At 42.5% G+C, this 16,876-nt stretch carries 13 protein-coding genes and 1 riboswitch; all 13 genes read right to left on the reverse strand.

What is annotated here, in order from left to right:
• Nucleotide 1: 1 nt before the first annotated feature.
• The 13 genes from BO18_RS04320 to rpoC all read right to left on the reverse strand — a co-directional run bounded on the left by BO18_RS04320 (nucleotide 2) and on the right by rpoC (nucleotide 16,841).
• Nucleotides 2-217: a hypothetical protein gene (locus tag BO18_RS04320; RefSeq protein WP_034443896.1), complete on the reverse strand. Its 216-nt coding sequence runs from the start codon at nucleotides 215-217 to the stop codon at nucleotides 2-4.
• Between the two features lie 117 nt (nucleotides 218-334).
• Entirely contained in the window at nucleotides 335-1,471 is a 1,137-nt protein-coding gene (gene nagA / locus BO18_RS04325; RefSeq protein ID WP_034443898.1) for an N-acetylglucosamine-6-phosphate deacetylase, read from the reverse strand.
• Nucleotides 1,472-1,491: 20 nt separating this feature from the next.
• Nucleotides 1,492-2,376 carry a CPBP family intramembrane glutamic endopeptidase gene (locus tag BO18_RS04330; RefSeq protein WP_034443900.1) on the reverse strand — a complete coding sequence of 295 codons (885 nt, stop codon included), beginning with the start codon at nucleotides 2,374-2,376 and terminating at the stop codon, nucleotides 1,492-1,494.
• A gap of 25 nt (nucleotides 2,377-2,401) precedes the next feature.
• Entirely contained in the window at nucleotides 2,402-2,980 is a 579-nt protein-coding gene (locus BO18_RS04335; RefSeq protein WP_034443902.1) for a xanthine phosphoribosyltransferase, read from the reverse strand.
• Nucleotides 2,981-3,022: 42 nt separating this feature from the next.
• On the reverse strand, nucleotides 3,023-4,015 hold the full coding sequence (locus BO18_RS04340; protein ID WP_034443904.1) for an ABC transporter permease: 993 nt from the start codon (nucleotides 4,013-4,015) through the stop codon (nucleotides 3,023-3,025).
• Nucleotides 4,015-5,115 (reverse strand): ABC transporter permease, encoded by a 1,101-nt coding sequence (locus BO18_RS04345; RefSeq protein ID WP_034443905.1) that lies wholly within the window; start codon nucleotides 5,113-5,115, stop codon nucleotides 4,015-4,017. Before BO18_RS04345 ends, BO18_RS04340 begins: the two co-directional genes overlap by 1 nt.
• A gap of 2 nt (nucleotides 5,116-5,117) precedes the next feature.
• Nucleotides 5,118-6,650 (reverse strand): ABC transporter ATP-binding protein, encoded by a 1,533-nt coding sequence (locus BO18_RS04350; protein WP_081860903.1) that lies wholly within the window; start codon nucleotides 6,648-6,650, stop codon nucleotides 5,118-5,120.
• Nucleotides 6,651-6,750: 100 nt separating this feature from the next.
• The gene (locus tag BO18_RS04355) at nucleotides 6,751-7,977 is read right to left on the reverse strand and encodes a BMP family ABC transporter substrate-binding protein (protein ID WP_034443909.1); all 1,227 of its coding nucleotides are present in this window, start codon (nucleotides 7,975-7,977) and stop codon (nucleotides 6,751-6,753) included.
• A gap of 112 nt (nucleotides 7,978-8,089) precedes the next feature.
• A riboswitch (purine riboswitch) is annotated at nucleotides 8,090-8,191 on the reverse strand.
• A 222-nt stretch (nucleotides 8,192-8,413) separates the two neighbouring features.
• Nucleotides 8,414-9,604, reverse strand: coding sequence for an elongation factor Tu (gene tuf, locus BO18_RS04360; RefSeq protein WP_034443912.1), 1,191 nt, complete (start codon nucleotides 9,602-9,604; stop codon nucleotides 8,414-8,416).
• A gap of 147 nt (nucleotides 9,605-9,751) precedes the next feature.
• Nucleotides 9,752-11,869: an elongation factor G gene (fusA, locus tag BO18_RS04365; RefSeq protein WP_034443915.1), complete on the reverse strand. Its 2,118-nt coding sequence runs from the start codon at nucleotides 11,867-11,869 to the stop codon at nucleotides 9,752-9,754.
• Between the two features lie 60 nt (nucleotides 11,870-11,929).
• Nucleotides 11,930-12,400: a 30S ribosomal protein S7 gene (rpsG, locus tag BO18_RS04370; protein WP_013281752.1), complete on the reverse strand. Its 471-nt coding sequence runs from the start codon at nucleotides 12,398-12,400 to the stop codon at nucleotides 11,930-11,932.
• Nucleotides 12,401-12,553: 153 nt separating this feature from the next.
• A complete protein-coding gene (gene rpsL / locus BO18_RS04375) occupies nucleotides 12,554-12,970 on the reverse strand; it encodes a 30S ribosomal protein S12 (RefSeq protein ID WP_022765120.1) in 417 nt (138 codons plus the stop codon).
• Nucleotides 12,971-13,100: 130 nt separating this feature from the next.
• Entirely contained in the window at nucleotides 13,101-16,841 is a 3,741-nt protein-coding gene (gene rpoC / locus BO18_RS04380; RefSeq protein WP_442856556.1) for a DNA-directed RNA polymerase subunit beta', read from the reverse strand.
• Nucleotides 16,842-16,876 lie beyond the last annotated feature (35 nt).

The raw sequence follows: 16,876 nt of genomic DNA on the forward strand, positions 1-16,876 counted from the left end.
CTCAATTGTTTACTGCTTCCTTAGCATTTCCAACATAATTGCAGACACTATAGCTATCGCATGTACCACTTTTGCAATCAGCCCTGAAATTAGACCACTTACAGCACCAGCATTCCCTCATGGGAACAAGTGCACCATCGTCCGGTTCGAAATGATCGCAACAGTAGCTTTCCTGAACCACCAAAAGCCCCATTTCATCATACTTATGACTACTCATTCCAAGCCCCCTGATAATCATTGAAATTAGTTTTCTTCCTGAGTATAGTATAGCCAAAAAAGAATTTCATTTTCTATGATTGTCGAAAAGTGTCTTTTTTTTGTCGTAGAATGCATTTTATATGATTTTTAATCCATTTTTATAGACAGCTCGCAGACTAAGATCCTCTTTATTTAAAAGAACTATATCCGCAACGTTACCTTTTTTGATAACGCCATACCTGTCATCAACCCCTATACGCCTTGCAGGATTTATAGTTGCTGCCGCCACAGCATTTTCCAGAGTGATTCCCATTTCAAGAACAGCATATCGCATGCAGTCCATCAGATCAAACACCGAGCCGGCGATATTTCCTTCCTGGGCCAACGTGCATCTGTTTCCCGTCTTCACTATCTGCTTCCCTCCAAGAGTATACTCTCCGTCAGGCATTCCTGTACAGCGAAGACTGTCGCTTATGAGTATCATCCTGTCGGCGCCCATCACTTTAAAAGCAGTACGTACTGCAACCGGATGCACATGAATTCCGTCACAGATTATTTCAGCCGTGACGTGATCCGAATCAAACACAGCTCCTACAACTCCCGGATCTTTGTGACCATATCCGCTCATTGCATTATATAAGTGTACTGCGTGATCTGCACCGGAATCGATAGCTCTTTTCGCTGTGACGTAGTCTGCCCCTGTGTGAGCAAGAGATACTGTCACCTTATCTTTAACAGCTTTGATGTATCGCTCAAAGTCAGGGTTATCCTCCGGAGCAAGTCCTATTATCTTCAAAAGACCTTTCGATGCGTTGTAAAACTCATCCACCAGCTCGACTGAACATTTCTTTATATGAGTCTCGTTCTGAGCTCCTATTTTAGTTCTGCCTATAAAAGGACCTTCCATATTGAAGCCAACAACATCTGCAGCCTTAGGATGTTCTCCCTCAGCAAACCTGGCACCAAGCGAAAGGATGTCTTTCAGCGCTCCCACCGGTAAAGTCAGCGTTGCTGGACAGATTGCTGTAACGCCCTTCCCAGCCTCGTACAGCGCAATGTTTTCAAAGGCCTCCATAGTGCCATCACAAATGTCATATCCAAGAGCTCCATGAAAATGGATGTCCACAAGCCCCGGAATTGCATAACAATCAAAGGCATCCACTTCCTGCCCGAAGTCAGATGCCTCCTCTGTAAATTGTCCTTCATTAATATAGATGTCTCTCTTTATAAACTTCCTGTCTTCTCCGAAGACCAAAGCCCCTGAAATCTTCATATCTTTATTATTTCATTTGATTATTGGATATCTGTTTCCTTTGGAGTTCTTTCAAACCAATTGAATTTCTTTCCCACTACCATGAGAACTGCAAGGTATACACCATTCATGGCTACTGCCAGTATTACGTCCTTGAGTTGGCCACCGTTGGTGGATATTGTCTTAAAGCCAAATCCATTCATGATAAAGAGTGTCATGTTATTTACTATATGCGCAGCGCAGGATGCTTCAAGTCCCTTTGTATAATATACCATATAGCCCATTATAAAGCCTGATAGTAATACTTCAATTACTCCATATACTCCATAGGGATGTCCCATGGCAAAGAGTATTGTCTGAAGAACAATAGCCAGAATAGGTATTTTCACCCAGCTTCCAATTCCCTGGAGAATAACTCCTCTGAACATAAACTCCTCACCGCAGCACTGCAAGGGGCCTAGTATAATGCAGGCAATAAAGCCAAGAATTGTAAACTCAACAGGGCCTCTTTCTTTGACACTCATCAAAACATCAATAAATACCGGAATACCAACTATTATTAGCGCAGGTACCATGACTTTTCCAAAGATCTTAAAGTTGAATCCGCCGCAGGATGAAGCCACTGTATGAAAAGGTCTGACCTTTACAATTTTGGTTGCAATTGCCACACCTAGCAACAAACCGGCTACACCTCCCAGGGAAACAATCGATCCAGGCAGCGAATATACATCCATACCATCATAGGATTGTCTCAAAGTATCTAAGATCTGCACGGGATTTCCGCCGCTGATCGTAACAATAACCATAGCAAGGACTGTACAGAGTATAGTTACCAGTATCCACACAGCTCCGGCAATGATAGCCTCCAGGATTGGCTTAAACCATTTGTATCTCTCAAATTTCCGCAAGTAAGTAATATAATCCATAATATCCCCCTCTAATATTATTGTATCATTCTCTAAAAGTAATGTTACCTGTTGCAGGATCCATTCCATCCACAATAGCTAGAGATTCAAGTCTGTAACCCAAATTTCTGATTATCTGACCTCCCGGCTGAAAGCCTTTTTCAATAGCTATACCAATTCCGGATACAGTGGCATTAGCATTATTTATTATGGAGATCAGTCCCTGCAATGCACATCCGTTTGCCAGGAAATCATCAATAATAAGAACCTTATCATTCTCATTAAGGTACTTTTTTGATACGATCACATGATTCTTATTTTTGTGAGTAAAAGATTCTACTTCAGCAGTATACATTTCGCCATCAAGATTGATACTTTGTGACTTCTTGGCAAATACAACAGGAACATTAAAGTGTCTTGCTGCTACGCAGGCAATACCTATACCTGATGCTTCAATGGTCAGAATCTTGTTTATCTGAGTGCCTTCAAATCTTTTGGCCCATTCCGCTCCCATCTTATCAAAGAGCTCAACATCTAACTGATGGTTCAAAAAACTGTCCACCTTTAGTATATTACCTTCCTTAACAATACCATCCTTTATAATTTTCTCTTCAAGAAAATTCATCTTTCCACCTTCTTTGCTCTATAATCCAGATTAAAAAGTCCTTTATCTTTCTTCACGGAAATAATTTGTTCCAAGGCTCTTTGGGGGTTGATTCTCACGTTTGTTCCTCATGCTGGTAAAAACAAGAACCACAAGTGTAACAATATAAGGAATCATCTTATACAGCTCTTTGTATTCAGTGTGTGTCCCCGAAGGAAGATACAGATACAGAATGTAAAGGCCTCCAAAAAGTATTGAAGATAAAATACCAATATCAGGCTTCCATATCGTAAAGATAACAAGAGCTATAGCAAGCCATCCCCTGTCGCCAAAAGCATCATTTGACCATACACCACATGCATAATCCATTACATAGTATAATCCGCCAAGTCCTGCTATCATGCATCCAAGGCATGTTGAAATATATTTATACTTTGTTACATTGATACCTGCAGCATCTGCCGCTGCCGGATCCTCGCCCACAGCGCGAAGGTGAAGACCTACTCTTGTCTTTTTAAGTACAAACGCTGCAATTAAAGCAATTATAATTGCTACATATGCAAGAAAACCGTATGAGAGGAATACCTTGCCAAACCAACCTTCTTTCGAAGCGAAAGGCAGAGTTTTGCTAAAATAAGCAGACGTGGCTGATAGTGAAATTGATGGAACATCAGCACCTGCAAGCTTTATCAGAGATCCTCCGAAGAAATTACCAAAACCTATACCAAATGTAGTCATGGCAAGGCCTGTAACATTCTGATTGGCTCTCAAACTGACAGTCAAAAAGCAGTATAACAATCCCATCAATAAAGAACCTGTAAGCGCACAGATAAGTGGTATAAATACTGCAAGAAAACCATTGATATCTCCTGACGGTACTGACTGTTCATAGAAAAACGATCCTATAACACCGCTTATGGCGCCTACATACATAACCCCTGGAATTCCGAGATTCAGATTTCCTGATTTTTCTGTAATTGTTTCACCTGTACTTCCAAGCAATAGAGGAACGCCCTGCTGCACGGCTCTTGGTATAAATGCTACCAGACTAAACATTATGCGTCCTCCTTTCCTAAATCCTTACGTACAATGATTTTATACCTGATAAAAAACTCACATCCAATTATAAAAAACAGGATGATTCCAGTCAGAATATCCGCAAAGCTCTGATTAAGCTCAAACACAGTGGATATTTCACTGGCTCCTCTATCCATGAAGATGATCAAAAGACTGGTGAAGATCATTGCAACCGGATTAAACTTTGCAAGCCATGAAACCATAACGCCAGTAAAGCCCTGACCATCAGTTATGGTTGTGGTTATCGTGTGATTAATTCCTCCCACCAAAAGAAGACCTGCCAAACCACAAATTGCACCAGACAATAGCATAGTTCTAATTATGACCTTCTCAACATTAATTCCTACATATCTGGCAGTATTCTGACTTTCACCAACAACTTCTATTTCATATCCATGTTTGGTGTATTTCAGATAAATGTACATCCCAATAGTGACAATAAAAGCGGCAATAATGCTTAAAAGGTATTTATTGCCAACATTTGGAAGCCAACCTATATTTGAATTCTGGTTAATGATACCAATCTTGCCAGAGCCTTTAGGAACCTCCCAGACTATAGTAAAATACGCCACCAGCTGAGTAGCAATATAATTCATCATCAGCGTTGAAAGTGTTTCGTTGGTGTTCCATTTTGCTTTGAAGAGCGCTGGAATTACTCCCCAGATTGCTCCTGCAAGTATAGATGAAATTACCATAAGAATAATTATGACTGCGTTTGGAAGCTTGTCTGCTAATGTGATCATACATGTCGCAGCTGCAAGACCTCCCATCAGAACCTGTCCTTCGCCGCCAATATTCCAAAACTGCATCTTAAATGCAGGCGTAAGTGCCAGAGAAATAATAAGAAGAATAGCTACATATTGGAGTGTAATCCAGTTTTTTCTCTGGGTGCCGAATGCGCCTTTAAAAATAGTCACAAATATGGATATAGGATTGTCACCTGTGCATATCATGGTAATTATTGCGCATACTGCCAAAGCAGCCAGAATAGCAATTAACCTTATAATCCAAGCTTCTTTATTGCTTATTTCTGCTCTTTTTACAATGTGAAAACGAGGCTCTTTTACTTTCTGTTCCATTCTTAAGCCTCTCCTTTCTGTGTCATCATTGAACCCAAGGTATACTTATCGGTATTCCTGCCATCTACGATTCCCGTAACTTTACCGCCACAAAGGACAAGAATCCTGTCGCAAAGCTCAACAAGAACATCCAGATCCTCACCCACAAAAACAACCGCTGCTCCGCGTTCTTTTTGCTGATTGATAAGGTCATATATCTGATAGGAGGAATTAATATCAAGCCCTCTTACTGCATATGCGGTAAGCAAAACCTTAGGTCTTGAGGCTATTTCTCTTCCAACAAGGACCTTTTGAACATTGCCCCCTGAAAGTCTTCGTACCGGAGTGTCTACACTTGGAGTTGATACCTCCAATTTTTCAACAATCTTTTCTGCAAGTTCTCTAGGCTCTTTCTTTTCTGTGAAAAACCTTGACTTGCCGTTTCTATATGATCTAAGCATCATATTGTCCGCAAGATTCATATTTCCAACAAGTCCCATACCGAGTCTGTCTTCAGGAACAAAAGACAGCTTTACGCCAAGATCAGAGATTTCCCTGGGTGACTTTCCAAGAAGTTCCTCCGTTCTGCCATCCTGGTGGATATATGTGATTTTGCCATCTTTAACAATTTCGAGGCCAGCAATTGCTCTGAGCAGTTCCTTTTGTCCACAGCCTGATATTCCAGCAATACCTAATATTTCTCCCGTATTAGCAGTAAAAGATACATCATCAAGCTTAACTACTCCTTCTTCATCCACTACTGTAAGATTTTCTACAATAATACGTGGTTTTGGATTAACAGGTTCGGGTCTGTTGATATTAAGAAAAACTGAATGCCCCACCATCATATCAGTCATTTTCTGAGCATCGGTTTTGCTGGTCTTCATATCACTGACAAATTCACCATGGCGCAGGACCGCAACCCTGTCAGATATACTCTGTACCTCGTTTAGCTTGTGAGTAATTATAACTATGGATTTTCCATCTTTTTTCATATTTCGCACAACATTAAAAAGTTTCTCGGTTTCCTGAGGTGTCAGTACCGCTGTAGGTTCATCCAATATTAAAATATCTGCCCCCCGGTAAAGTACCTTAACAATCTCTACCGTCTGCTTTTCGGAAACTGACATGTCATATATCTTCTTGTGTATATCAATCTCGAATCCGTATTTGTCGCAGATTTTTTTGATATTTTCTTCAGCCTCTTTTATCTTAAGCTTTCCTTCAAGTCCAAGAATTATATTCTCTGTCGCATTGAATACATCTATAAGCTTAAAATGCTGATGGACCATTCCTATTCCCAGGTCAAAAGCATCCTTGGGAGAACGGATTACAGCTTCCTTGCCGTTTATGATAATCTTACCGGCATCGGGATAATAGATTCCTGCCAGCATATTCATAAGAGTTGTTTTACCGCTTCCATTCTCACCAAGAAGAGATAATATCTCCCCCTTATAAACATCGAGAGTGACATTGCTATTTGCAGTTACATTACCGAAAGACTTTGTAATGCCACGAAGTGATATGGCTATTTCTTTGTTATCCACAGTTATCACCTTTCATAATGACTTAATAGACTAAAAAATGGGAAATCTTTGATGCAGCACAGAAATCCTGTGCTCCCAAAGATTTCCCTAAATTACATGAGATTAAAGATTAGTACGCAGTATCAAGAAGTGAAATTCCATCAATCTGTAAATCAAAGTATGGAGCTGAGCGGAATTCAGGACTGGATTCTGCAAAATAGCCATCTGTAATAACTTCTGTATCAGCTGTATAATCAGCATCTGTATCAACATCAGCCATGTAAGATGTAAGTGTCTCACCGTTTACAGTAAATGTAGTTGTATCAAATACATGCAGTTTACCTGCCTTCATAGCTGCTTCAGCTTCAGCTATCGCTTCTGCTGTACCTTCTGCAGCTGCACCACCAAGATCTGTAAGAACAACAGAACCTGTCTCAAGTGTTCCAACCCAATCAGTTGAAATCTCTTTTCCATTTGCAACAGCGTCAATAATATAAGCGAAATATGGAGCCCAGTCAATTCTTGAAGAAACTATAAATGTGTTAGGGCATGCAGAAGCTGTGCTTCCGTTGTAAGATACGTCAGGTACACCTGCCTTCTCACAGGCTGTAGGAGCTCCCATTGAATCAGCATGCTGTGAAAGAAGAACACAACCATCTTCAATAAGCTTGTTAGCACCTTCCTTTTCAGCTGTTTCATCGTACCAAGAACCTGTAAAGGTTACTTCCATTGTAGCTGATGGACATACAGAACGTGCACCAAGGAAGAATGATGTGTAACCAGAAATAACTTCGGCATATGTGTATGCACCAACATAACCAATCTTAGCCTGATCTTCTGTGATTTTTCCGCTTTTGATCATTTCGTTAAGCTTCATTCCAGCAGTAATACCAGCAAGATAGCGTCCCTCATATATTGTTGCAAAAGCGTTATGATAATTTGAAAGTCCCTCTGTATGTGCCTTTGTTCCCGTAGCGTGGCAGAACTGAACATTAGGATATTCCTTAGCTGCCTCGATCATGTAATCTTCATGACCAAATGAATCAGCAAATACGATATCGCAGCCTGCATCTGCAAGTTCACATGCTGCCTCATAGCACTCCTGGCCCTCAGGAATATTTGTTTTTAACATGTATTCAACACCAGCAGCTTCACAAGCCTGTGTAGCACCATTGATAAAGTTCAGATCGTATGTTGAGTTCTCATCATGTAAAAAGATAAAACCAACCTTTACGTTTGATGAAGCTGTCTGTGAAGACTTTGCTGATTCTGCTTCAGATGAACCAGAGCAAGCTGATAATGCCATTACCATTGTGGCAGCAAGGAAAACTAACAGTACTTTTTTTAATTTTTTCATTTCATCCTCCTTTTTAAATCGAATACTGATCAAAAGAAAAGGCGTAGAAACAATGTTTCTACGCCTACAAGATTTGATATCATTAACAATTAATCACATATAAAAATTGCTAAATATACACCAAACACTCGATAGTCCGGTTATTTACGGCAACCGGGTAGAAACATCAAATCCATATCATTTGACCTATATCGATTAAATACCCGCCTATAGTAGCAAAAATACATCAAGATTACAAGTATTTTTTAATAAAAGGATTAATTTTCTTCAATTTTACTAGCACAAGCATTCGCTAAGCGAACCTCGATTCCGCTGCGCTTCATCTCGGTCACGGCATTCGCTGAATGTCTAAATGCAAAAAAACAGCCCATATCGTGCAAGCACGATGGGCTGTTTTATTTGCATTTAATCGCTTAGCTCATAGCTAACGTGAACATTACTCAACGATTGTAGCAACCTTACCTGATCCAACTGTACGTCCACCCTCACGGATAGCGAACTTAAGACCCTGCTCCATAGCGATTGGGTGAATAAGCTCGATAGACATTGTTACGTGGTCACCAGGCATGCACATCTCAACACCATCAGGGAGGTTGCAGACACCTGTAACGTCAGTTGTTCTGAAGTAGAACTGAGGTCTGTAGTTTGTGAAGAAAGGTGTATGACGGCCACCCTCATCCTTTGTAAGTACGTATACCTCAGCAGTGAACTTTGTGTGGCATGTTACTGTGCCAGGCTTTGTGATAACCTGACCTCTCTGGATACCATCACGGTCAACACCACGAAGAAGAAGTCCTACGTTGTCACCAGCCTCGCAATAGTCCATAGTCTTTCTGAACATCTCGATACCAGTACATACAGACTTAGAAGTCTCTTCCTTGATACCAACGATTTCGATTTCGTCGTTGAGGTTAAGGTGACCTCTCTCTACTCTACCAGTAGCAACTGTTCCACGACCTGTGATTGTGAATACGTCCTCAACAGGCATAAGGAAAGGCTTATCTGTCTCACGAGTAGGTTCAGGGATGTAAGAATCAACTGTGTCCATGAGCTCCATAACCTTGTCGCCCCACTCAGACTTAGGATCCTCAAGAGCCTTAAGAGCTGAACCACGAATGATAGGTGTGTCATCTCCAGGGAACTCATACTCAGTAAGAAGGTCTCTGATCTCCATCTCAACGAGGTCGAGAAGCTCAGGATCATCAACCATATCGCACTTGTTCATGAATACGATGATGTAAGGAACACCAACCTGACGAGCAAGAAGAACGTGCTCCTTAGTCTGTGCCATAACACCGTCAGTAGCAGCAACAACGAGGATAGAACCATCCATCTGAGCTGCACCTGTGATCATGTTCTTAACGTAGTCAGCGTGACCTGGGCAGTCTACGTGAGCGTAGTGTCTGTTAGCTGTCTCGTACTCGATGTGAGCAGAGTTAATTGTGATTCCACGCTCTTTCTCTTCTGGAGCCTTATCGATCTGATCGAATGCTACAGCAGGTGAAAATCCTCTGTCAGCAAGAACAGTTGTGATAGCAGCTGTAAGAGTTGTCTTACCATGGTCAACGTGTCCGATTGTACCAATGTTAACGTGTGGTTTGCTTCTGTCAAACTTAGCTTTTGCCATTTCTAAATATCCTCCTTAGTGAAATGTTAATAAACATTTTCATACATAATTTAACCGACTATATCGATTATATTAAAAGTTAGCCGTGAAATCAAGCTTAAACTTAGATTTCACGGGACTTTCTTTTAAATTAAACGCTCTAGATGATTAGTTTCCCTTGTTTGAAAGGACTTTCTCCTGAACGTTCTTAGGAACTGGAGCATACTTCTCGAAGAACATTGAGTAGTTTCCACGTCCCTGAGTTCTTGAACGAAGGTCTGTTGCGTATCCGAACATCTCCGCAAGAGGCACATGTGCTCTTACGATCTTTCCGCCGCCGAGATCATCCATACCCTCAACCTGTCCACGACGAGAGTTAACGTCACCGATAACATCTCCCATGTACTCCTCAGGCATAGTAACCTCAACCTTCATGATAGGCTCAAGAAGAACAGGTGCTCCCTTCTGCATAGCATCCTTGAATGCCATAGATCCAGCAATATGGAATGCCATCTCAGATGAGTCTACCTCGTGGTATGATCCGTCGTATACTGTAGCGTGTACACCAACAACAGGATATCCACCAAGTGTTCCGGCCTTCATAGCCTCTTCGATACCTTCGCTGATTGGCTGGATGAATTCCTTAGGAATAGCACCACCAACAACTTCGCTATCAAACTGGTAAAGGTTGTCGCCGTTTGCATCCATAGGCTCAAAACGAACCTTACAATGTCCGTACTGACCACGTCCACCGGACTGCTTAGCGTACTTAGACTCAACATCAACTGCCTTTGTAAGAGCCTCTCTGTAAGCAACCTGAGGTGCACCAACGTTAGCCTCAACCTTGTACTCTCTAAGAAGTCTGTCAACGATGATATCAAGGTGAAGCTCACCCATACCAGCGATGATTGTCTGACCTGTCTCAGGGTTTGTATGTGCTCTGAATGTAGGATCTTCTTCAGCAAGCTTCATAAGAGCCTCATCAAGCTTCTGCTGACCAGCCTTAGTCTTAGGCTCGATAGCAAGCTCGATAACAGGATCTGGGAACTCCATAGACTCAAGAATAACAGGATTCTTCTCGTCACAGAGTGTATCACCAGTTACTGTGTTCTTAAGACCAACAGCTGCTGCGATATCTCCTGAATAAACCTTATCAAGATCTGAACGCTTATTAGCGTGCATCTGAAGGATACGTCCAAGACGCTCCTTTGAATCCTTAGTACTGTTAAGTACGTAAGAACCTGAATTTGCAGTTCCACGATATACACGGAAGAATGCAAGCTTTCCAACGAATGGATCGCTGACAATCTTGAATGCAAGAGCTGCAAATGGGCCATCGTCTGTTGACTCAACCTCAAGCTCGTTACCATCCATATCTGTACCCTTACATGCAGGGATATCGATAGGTGAAGGCATGAACTCGATAACAGCATCGATGAGCTTCTGGATTCCTCTGTTCTTGTGAGCTGAACCACAGCAAACAGGGAATGCCTTACACTCGCAAGTTGCCTTACGAAGTGCTGCCTTAAGATCAGCAACTGAAGGCTCCTCACCCTCAAGGTACTGCATCATAAGGTCTTCATCGAGATCGCAGATCTTCTCAACAAGCTCTGAGTGATAAAGCTCTGCATCATCCTTAAGGTCAGCAGGGATCTCACCAATTGTAACATCCTCACCCTTATCATCGTTGTAGATGTAAGCCTGCATCTCGAAAAGATCGATAATTCCCTGGAACTGATCCTCAGCTCCGATAGGGATCTCAATCATAATAGCATTTTTCTTAAGTCTATTACGGATCTGCTCTACAGCGCCGTAATAGTTAGCGCCGATGATATCCATCTTGTTGATGAATGCCATACGAGGAACGTTAAATCCATCAGCCTGTCTCCAAACGTTCTCAGACTGAGGCTCAACGCCTTCCTTAGCACTAAATACACCAACTGCACCATCAAGTACGCGAAGTGAACGCTCAACCTCAACAGTGAAGTCTACGTGACCAGGAGTATCAATGATATTGATACGGTGCTCTAAAGCGCCTGGCTTTGTCTTACCATTTTCCTGAAGTGTCCAATGGCAAGTTGTAGCTGCAGATGTGATTGTGATACCACGCTCCTGCTCCTGTTCCATCCAGTCCATGGTAGCAGTTCCTTCGTAGGTCTCACCAATCTTATAGTTTACACCGGTATAGTAAAGAATACGCTCTGTAAGAGTAGTCTTACCAGCATCAATGTGTGCCATGATACCGATGTTCCTGGTTCTCTCCAATGGGTATTGTCTATCAGCCAAAGGTTCTTCCTCCTAAATAATTTAAACCAACGTCTATTCACAAAAGATACTAAATCAAAATTAGAATCTGTAGTGTGAGAACGCCTTGTTTGCTTCTGCCATCTTGTGCATATCTTCTTTTCTCTTTACAGCTGCACCAGTGTTATTGTATGCATCCATAATCTCTGAAGCGAGTCTGTCAACCATTGTCTTCTCGCCACGAGCTCTTGAGAAATTAACAAGCCAGCGAAGTGCAAGAGCCTGACGTCTATCTGGTCTAACCTCAATAGGAACCTGGTATGTAGCACCACCGATACGTCTAGCCTTTACCTCGAGAGCAGGCATGATGTTATTCATAGCTCCCTCGAAAACTTCAAGAGCAGGCTTTCCAGCCTTCTCCTCTACCTGTGCGAATGCACCATATACGATCTTCTGTGCAACACCCTTCTTGCCATCAAGCATAACTGTGTTGACAAGCTTTGTTACAACCTTGTTATCGTATAAAGGATCCGCTAATACGTCACGTTTTACAATATGTCCTTTACGCGGCACGGTTCTTCCCTCCTTTAGAATTGCAATGATAGTAATAAATCACTGCTTACTACAATCATCGGTACTCACTAATTTAGTGTACGTGCGGTTTTCTTACTACTTTATATATAGAATAGAACACCAACACTTTAAAAAATTAGATCAAATTGTTTCTTACTTCTGCTTAGGTCTCTTAGCGCCATACTTAGAGCGAGCCTGTTTTCTGTCAGCAACACCTGCTGTATCAAGAGTACCTCTGATGATGTGGTATCTTGTACCAGGCAGATCCTTAACTCTTCCACCACGGATGAGAACTACGCTATGCTCCTGAAGGTTGTGTCCCTCACCAGGAATGTAGCTGGTTACCTCAATACCGTTAGAAAGACGTACTCTGGCGATTTTTCTCAGAGCAGAGTTAGGCTTCTTAGGTGTAGCTGTCTTAACAGCTGTGCAGACACCACGCTTCTGAGGAGAAGCTGTTGCTGTTGCCTTCTTGTGAAGAGAGTTAAAGCCCTTCTGAAGAGCAGGAGCAGTAGACTTCTTAACAGATGTCTGACGACCCTTTCTAACTAACTGGTTAAATGTTGGCATTCTTTTTACCTCCTATTTTGATATATGCATAAGACAAAGGGGCATAGTTTCACCCCTTTGTCAATACACGCAATTATGAATTATAAATACATTCATTTTTGTTGTCAACAAAAATTTTTATATACGAAAATTATTCCTCTTCGTCTACTTCGATGTCCTCATCATCACCCGCAAAGTCATCAACATCGACAAGCTTTTCATCATCGAAGTCTCTTCTCTTCTTCTTGAGAATGAGCTTCTCAGGATCCTTGAAGTTGGCATCTGTATTAAGAGCTGTAGATCTATATCTCTTCATACCTGTACCAGCAGGGATCAGCTTACCAATGATAACGTTCTCTTTAAGTCCGATAAGAGGATCAACTTTACCCTTGATTGCTGCATCAGTAAGAACCTTTGTTGTCTCCTGGAAGGAAGCAGCTGAAAGGAATGAGTTTGTAGCAAGAGCTGCCTTGGTAATACCAAGAATAACCTGCTTTCCTTCTGCTGGCTTCTTGCCCTCAGAGATAAGAGCTTCGTTGCTGTCCTCGAAATCAAGAACATCTACAAGAGTTCCAGGAAGGTAATCTGTATCTCCACTCTCGTCAATTCTTACCTTCTTAAGCATCTGACGAACGATAACTTCGATATGCTTATCGCAGATATCAACACCCTGAAGTCGGTAAACTCTCTGAACCTCTCTTAAGAGATAATCCTGAACTGAACGGATTCCCTTGATCTTAAGAAGATCATGAGGATTTACTGAACCTTCTGTAAGTTCGTCACCGGCCTCGATGGTTGTGTCATCAAGAACCTTTATACGAGAACCGTAAGGAATGAGGTAAGCCTTTGACTCACCGGTCTCATCGTTAGTAACGATAACCTCACGCTTCTTCTTTGTATCTCTGATCTCAACGTGTCCGTCAAGCTCTGAGATAATAGCAAGTCCCTTAGGCTTTCTTGCCTCGAAAAGCTCCTCTACACGAGGAAGACCCTGTGTGATATCTCCACCGGCAACACCACCAGTATGGAAGGTTCTCATTGTAAGCTGTGTACCAGGCTCACCGATTGACTGAGCGGCGATGATACCAACTGCCTCACCTACCTGAACTGCTTCACCGGTAGCCATGTTAGCACCGTAGCACTTAGCGCAGATACCGTTGTGTGAACGGCAGGTAAGGATTGTTCTGATCTTAACAGCCTCAACTGGGCCACCCTTACTGTTAACTCCTACTGAAAGGATCTTAGCTGCACGGGATGGTGTGATCATGTGATTCTTCTTAACGATCACGTTTCCATCTTTATCTTTAATAGTATCGCAGGCATATCTTCCTGTGATTCTATCCTTAAGAGGCTCGATTGTCTCTTTTCCATCCATGAATGCCTTAACAGTCATTCCAGGAATAACTTCCTTACCCTCACAGCAGTCAACTTCTCTGATGATAAGTTCCTGTGATACGTCAACCATTCGACGTGTAAGGTATCCTGAGTCAGCAGTACGAAGCGCTGTATCGGAAAGTCCTTTACGAGCACCGTGAGCTGACATGAAGTACTCCAGAACATCAAGACCTTCACGGAAGTTAGACTTGATAGGAAGCTCGATGGTACGACCTGTTGTATCGGCCATCAGTCCACGCATACCAGCCAGCTGCTTGATCTGCTGGTTACTACCACGGGCTCCGGAGTCAGCCATCATATAGATGTTGTTGTACTTATCAAGACCTGCAAGCAGCTCCTCAGTGAGCTTTTTATCGGTCTCCATCCAGGTATCAACAACTTCGCTGTAACGCTCTTCGTCTGTGATAAGACCACGACGATAGTTAGCTGCGATAGTATCAACTGTAGCCTGTGCTTCATCAAGCATCTGCTGCTTCTGCTCAGGCACTGTCATATCAGCGATAGAAACTGTCATGGCAGCACGAGTTGAATAGTGATAACCTGTAGCCTTGATATTATCAAGTACCTCTGCTGTAGCAAAAGTACCATGTGTATTGATCATAGCTGTAACGATCTGCTTGAGCTGTTTCTTACCAACCATGAAGTCAACCTCAAGGTCTAAGAACTTCTCTGGATCGCTTCTGTCTACATATCCAAGATCCTGAGGAATAATCTCATTGAACAGGAATCTTCCAAGTGTAGACTCTACAAGACCAACTACAAGCTCGCCATCGGCGTTCTTCTTCTCCATTCTGATCTTGATTCTTGTCTGGAGAGTAATGTAGTTGTTCTCATATGCAAGAATTGCCTCATCAACGCTCTTGAAGCACTTGCCTTCACCGAGAGCACCAGGTCTCTCCTGTGTCAGATAGTAGATACCAAGAACCATATCCTGTGTAGGAACGTTAACAGGGCCACCATCTGAAGGCTTCAGCAGGTTGTTAGGTGAGAGCATAAGGAATCTGCACTCAGCCTGAGCCTCAACTGACAGAGGAAGGTGAACAGCCATCTGGTCGCCGTCAAAGTCGGCGTTGAAAGGTGTACATGCAAGAGGATGAAGCTTAATAGCCTTACCTTCAACAAGAATTGGCTCAAATGCCTGAATACCAAGTCTGTGAAGTGTGGGAGCACGGTTAAGCATTACAGGATGCTCCTTGATAACGTCCTCGAGCACATCCCATACCTGCTCATCAAGACGCTCTACCAGCTTCTTTGCATTTTTAATGTTCTGTGAGATTCCTCTGGAAACAAGCTCCTTCATAACGAAAGGCTTGAAAAGCTCGATAGCCATCTCCTTTGGAAGTCCACACTGATAAATCTTAAGTTCAGGACCAACGACGATAACTGAACGTCCGGAATAGTCTACACGCTTTCCGAGAAGGTTCTGACGGAAACGTCCTGACTTACCCTTAAGCATGTCAGAAAGAGACTTAAGTGCTCTGTTACCAGGTCCGGTAACAGGTCTTCCTCTTCTTCCGTTATCGATAAGAGCATCAACAGCCTCCTGAAGCATTCTCTTCTCGTTTCTTACGATGATGTCAGGAGCTCCAAGGTCAAGGAGTCTCTTAAGTCTGTTATTTCTGTTGATGATCCTTCTGTAAAGATCGTTAAGATCTGATGTAGCAAAACGTCCACCATCAAGCTGAACCATAGGACGAAGATCTGGTGGAATTACAGGGATGCAATCCATGATCATCCATGCAGGATCATTTCCTGACTCTCTGAAGGCTTCAACAACCTCAAGTCTCTTAATGATTCTTGCTCTCTTCTGTCCGCTTGATGTATCAAGTCCTTCCTTCAGCTCCTGATACTCAGCCTCAAGATCGATGGCCTGAAGGAGCTCCTTGATGGACTCAGCACCCATTCCTGCGCGGAATCTTGTACCAAACTCTTCCCTTGCATCCTGGTACTCTTTCTCAGAAAGAACCTGCTTGTACTCAAGTGTTGTCTCACCTGGATCAAGTACGATGTATGATGCAAAGTAAAGTACTTTCTCAAGAACACGAGGAGAAAGGTCAAGTATAAGACCCATTCTGCTAGGTATTCCCTTGAAATACCAGATATGTGATACAGGAGCTGCAAGCTCGATGTAACCCATTCTCTCACGACGTACGCTGCTCTTTGTGATCTCAACACCACATCTGTCGCAGACAACGCCCTTATATCTAATCTTCTTATACTTACCGCAGTGACATTCCCAGTCCTTTGTAGGTCCGAAGATTCTCTCACAGAACAGACCGTCCTTCTCAGGCTTAAGTGTTCTGTAGTTGATTGTCTCAGGCTTTGTTACCTCACCTCTGTTCTCCTCGTCTACCTTGTGAGCCCAGCTTCTGATCTTCTCTGGTGAAGCAAGTCCGATTTTTATTGAATCAAATGTCATTGGCTGGTAAACCTGCTGCTGAGTAGGTCTGCCGCTTGAAGCTTCATTTATTGCTTTATTCATAGTTGAATCAGACATTCGTAACCTCTTTTCTATATGTAGTCGTTAATTAT

Source organism: Butyrivibrio sp. AE2032 (assembly GCF_000702965.1).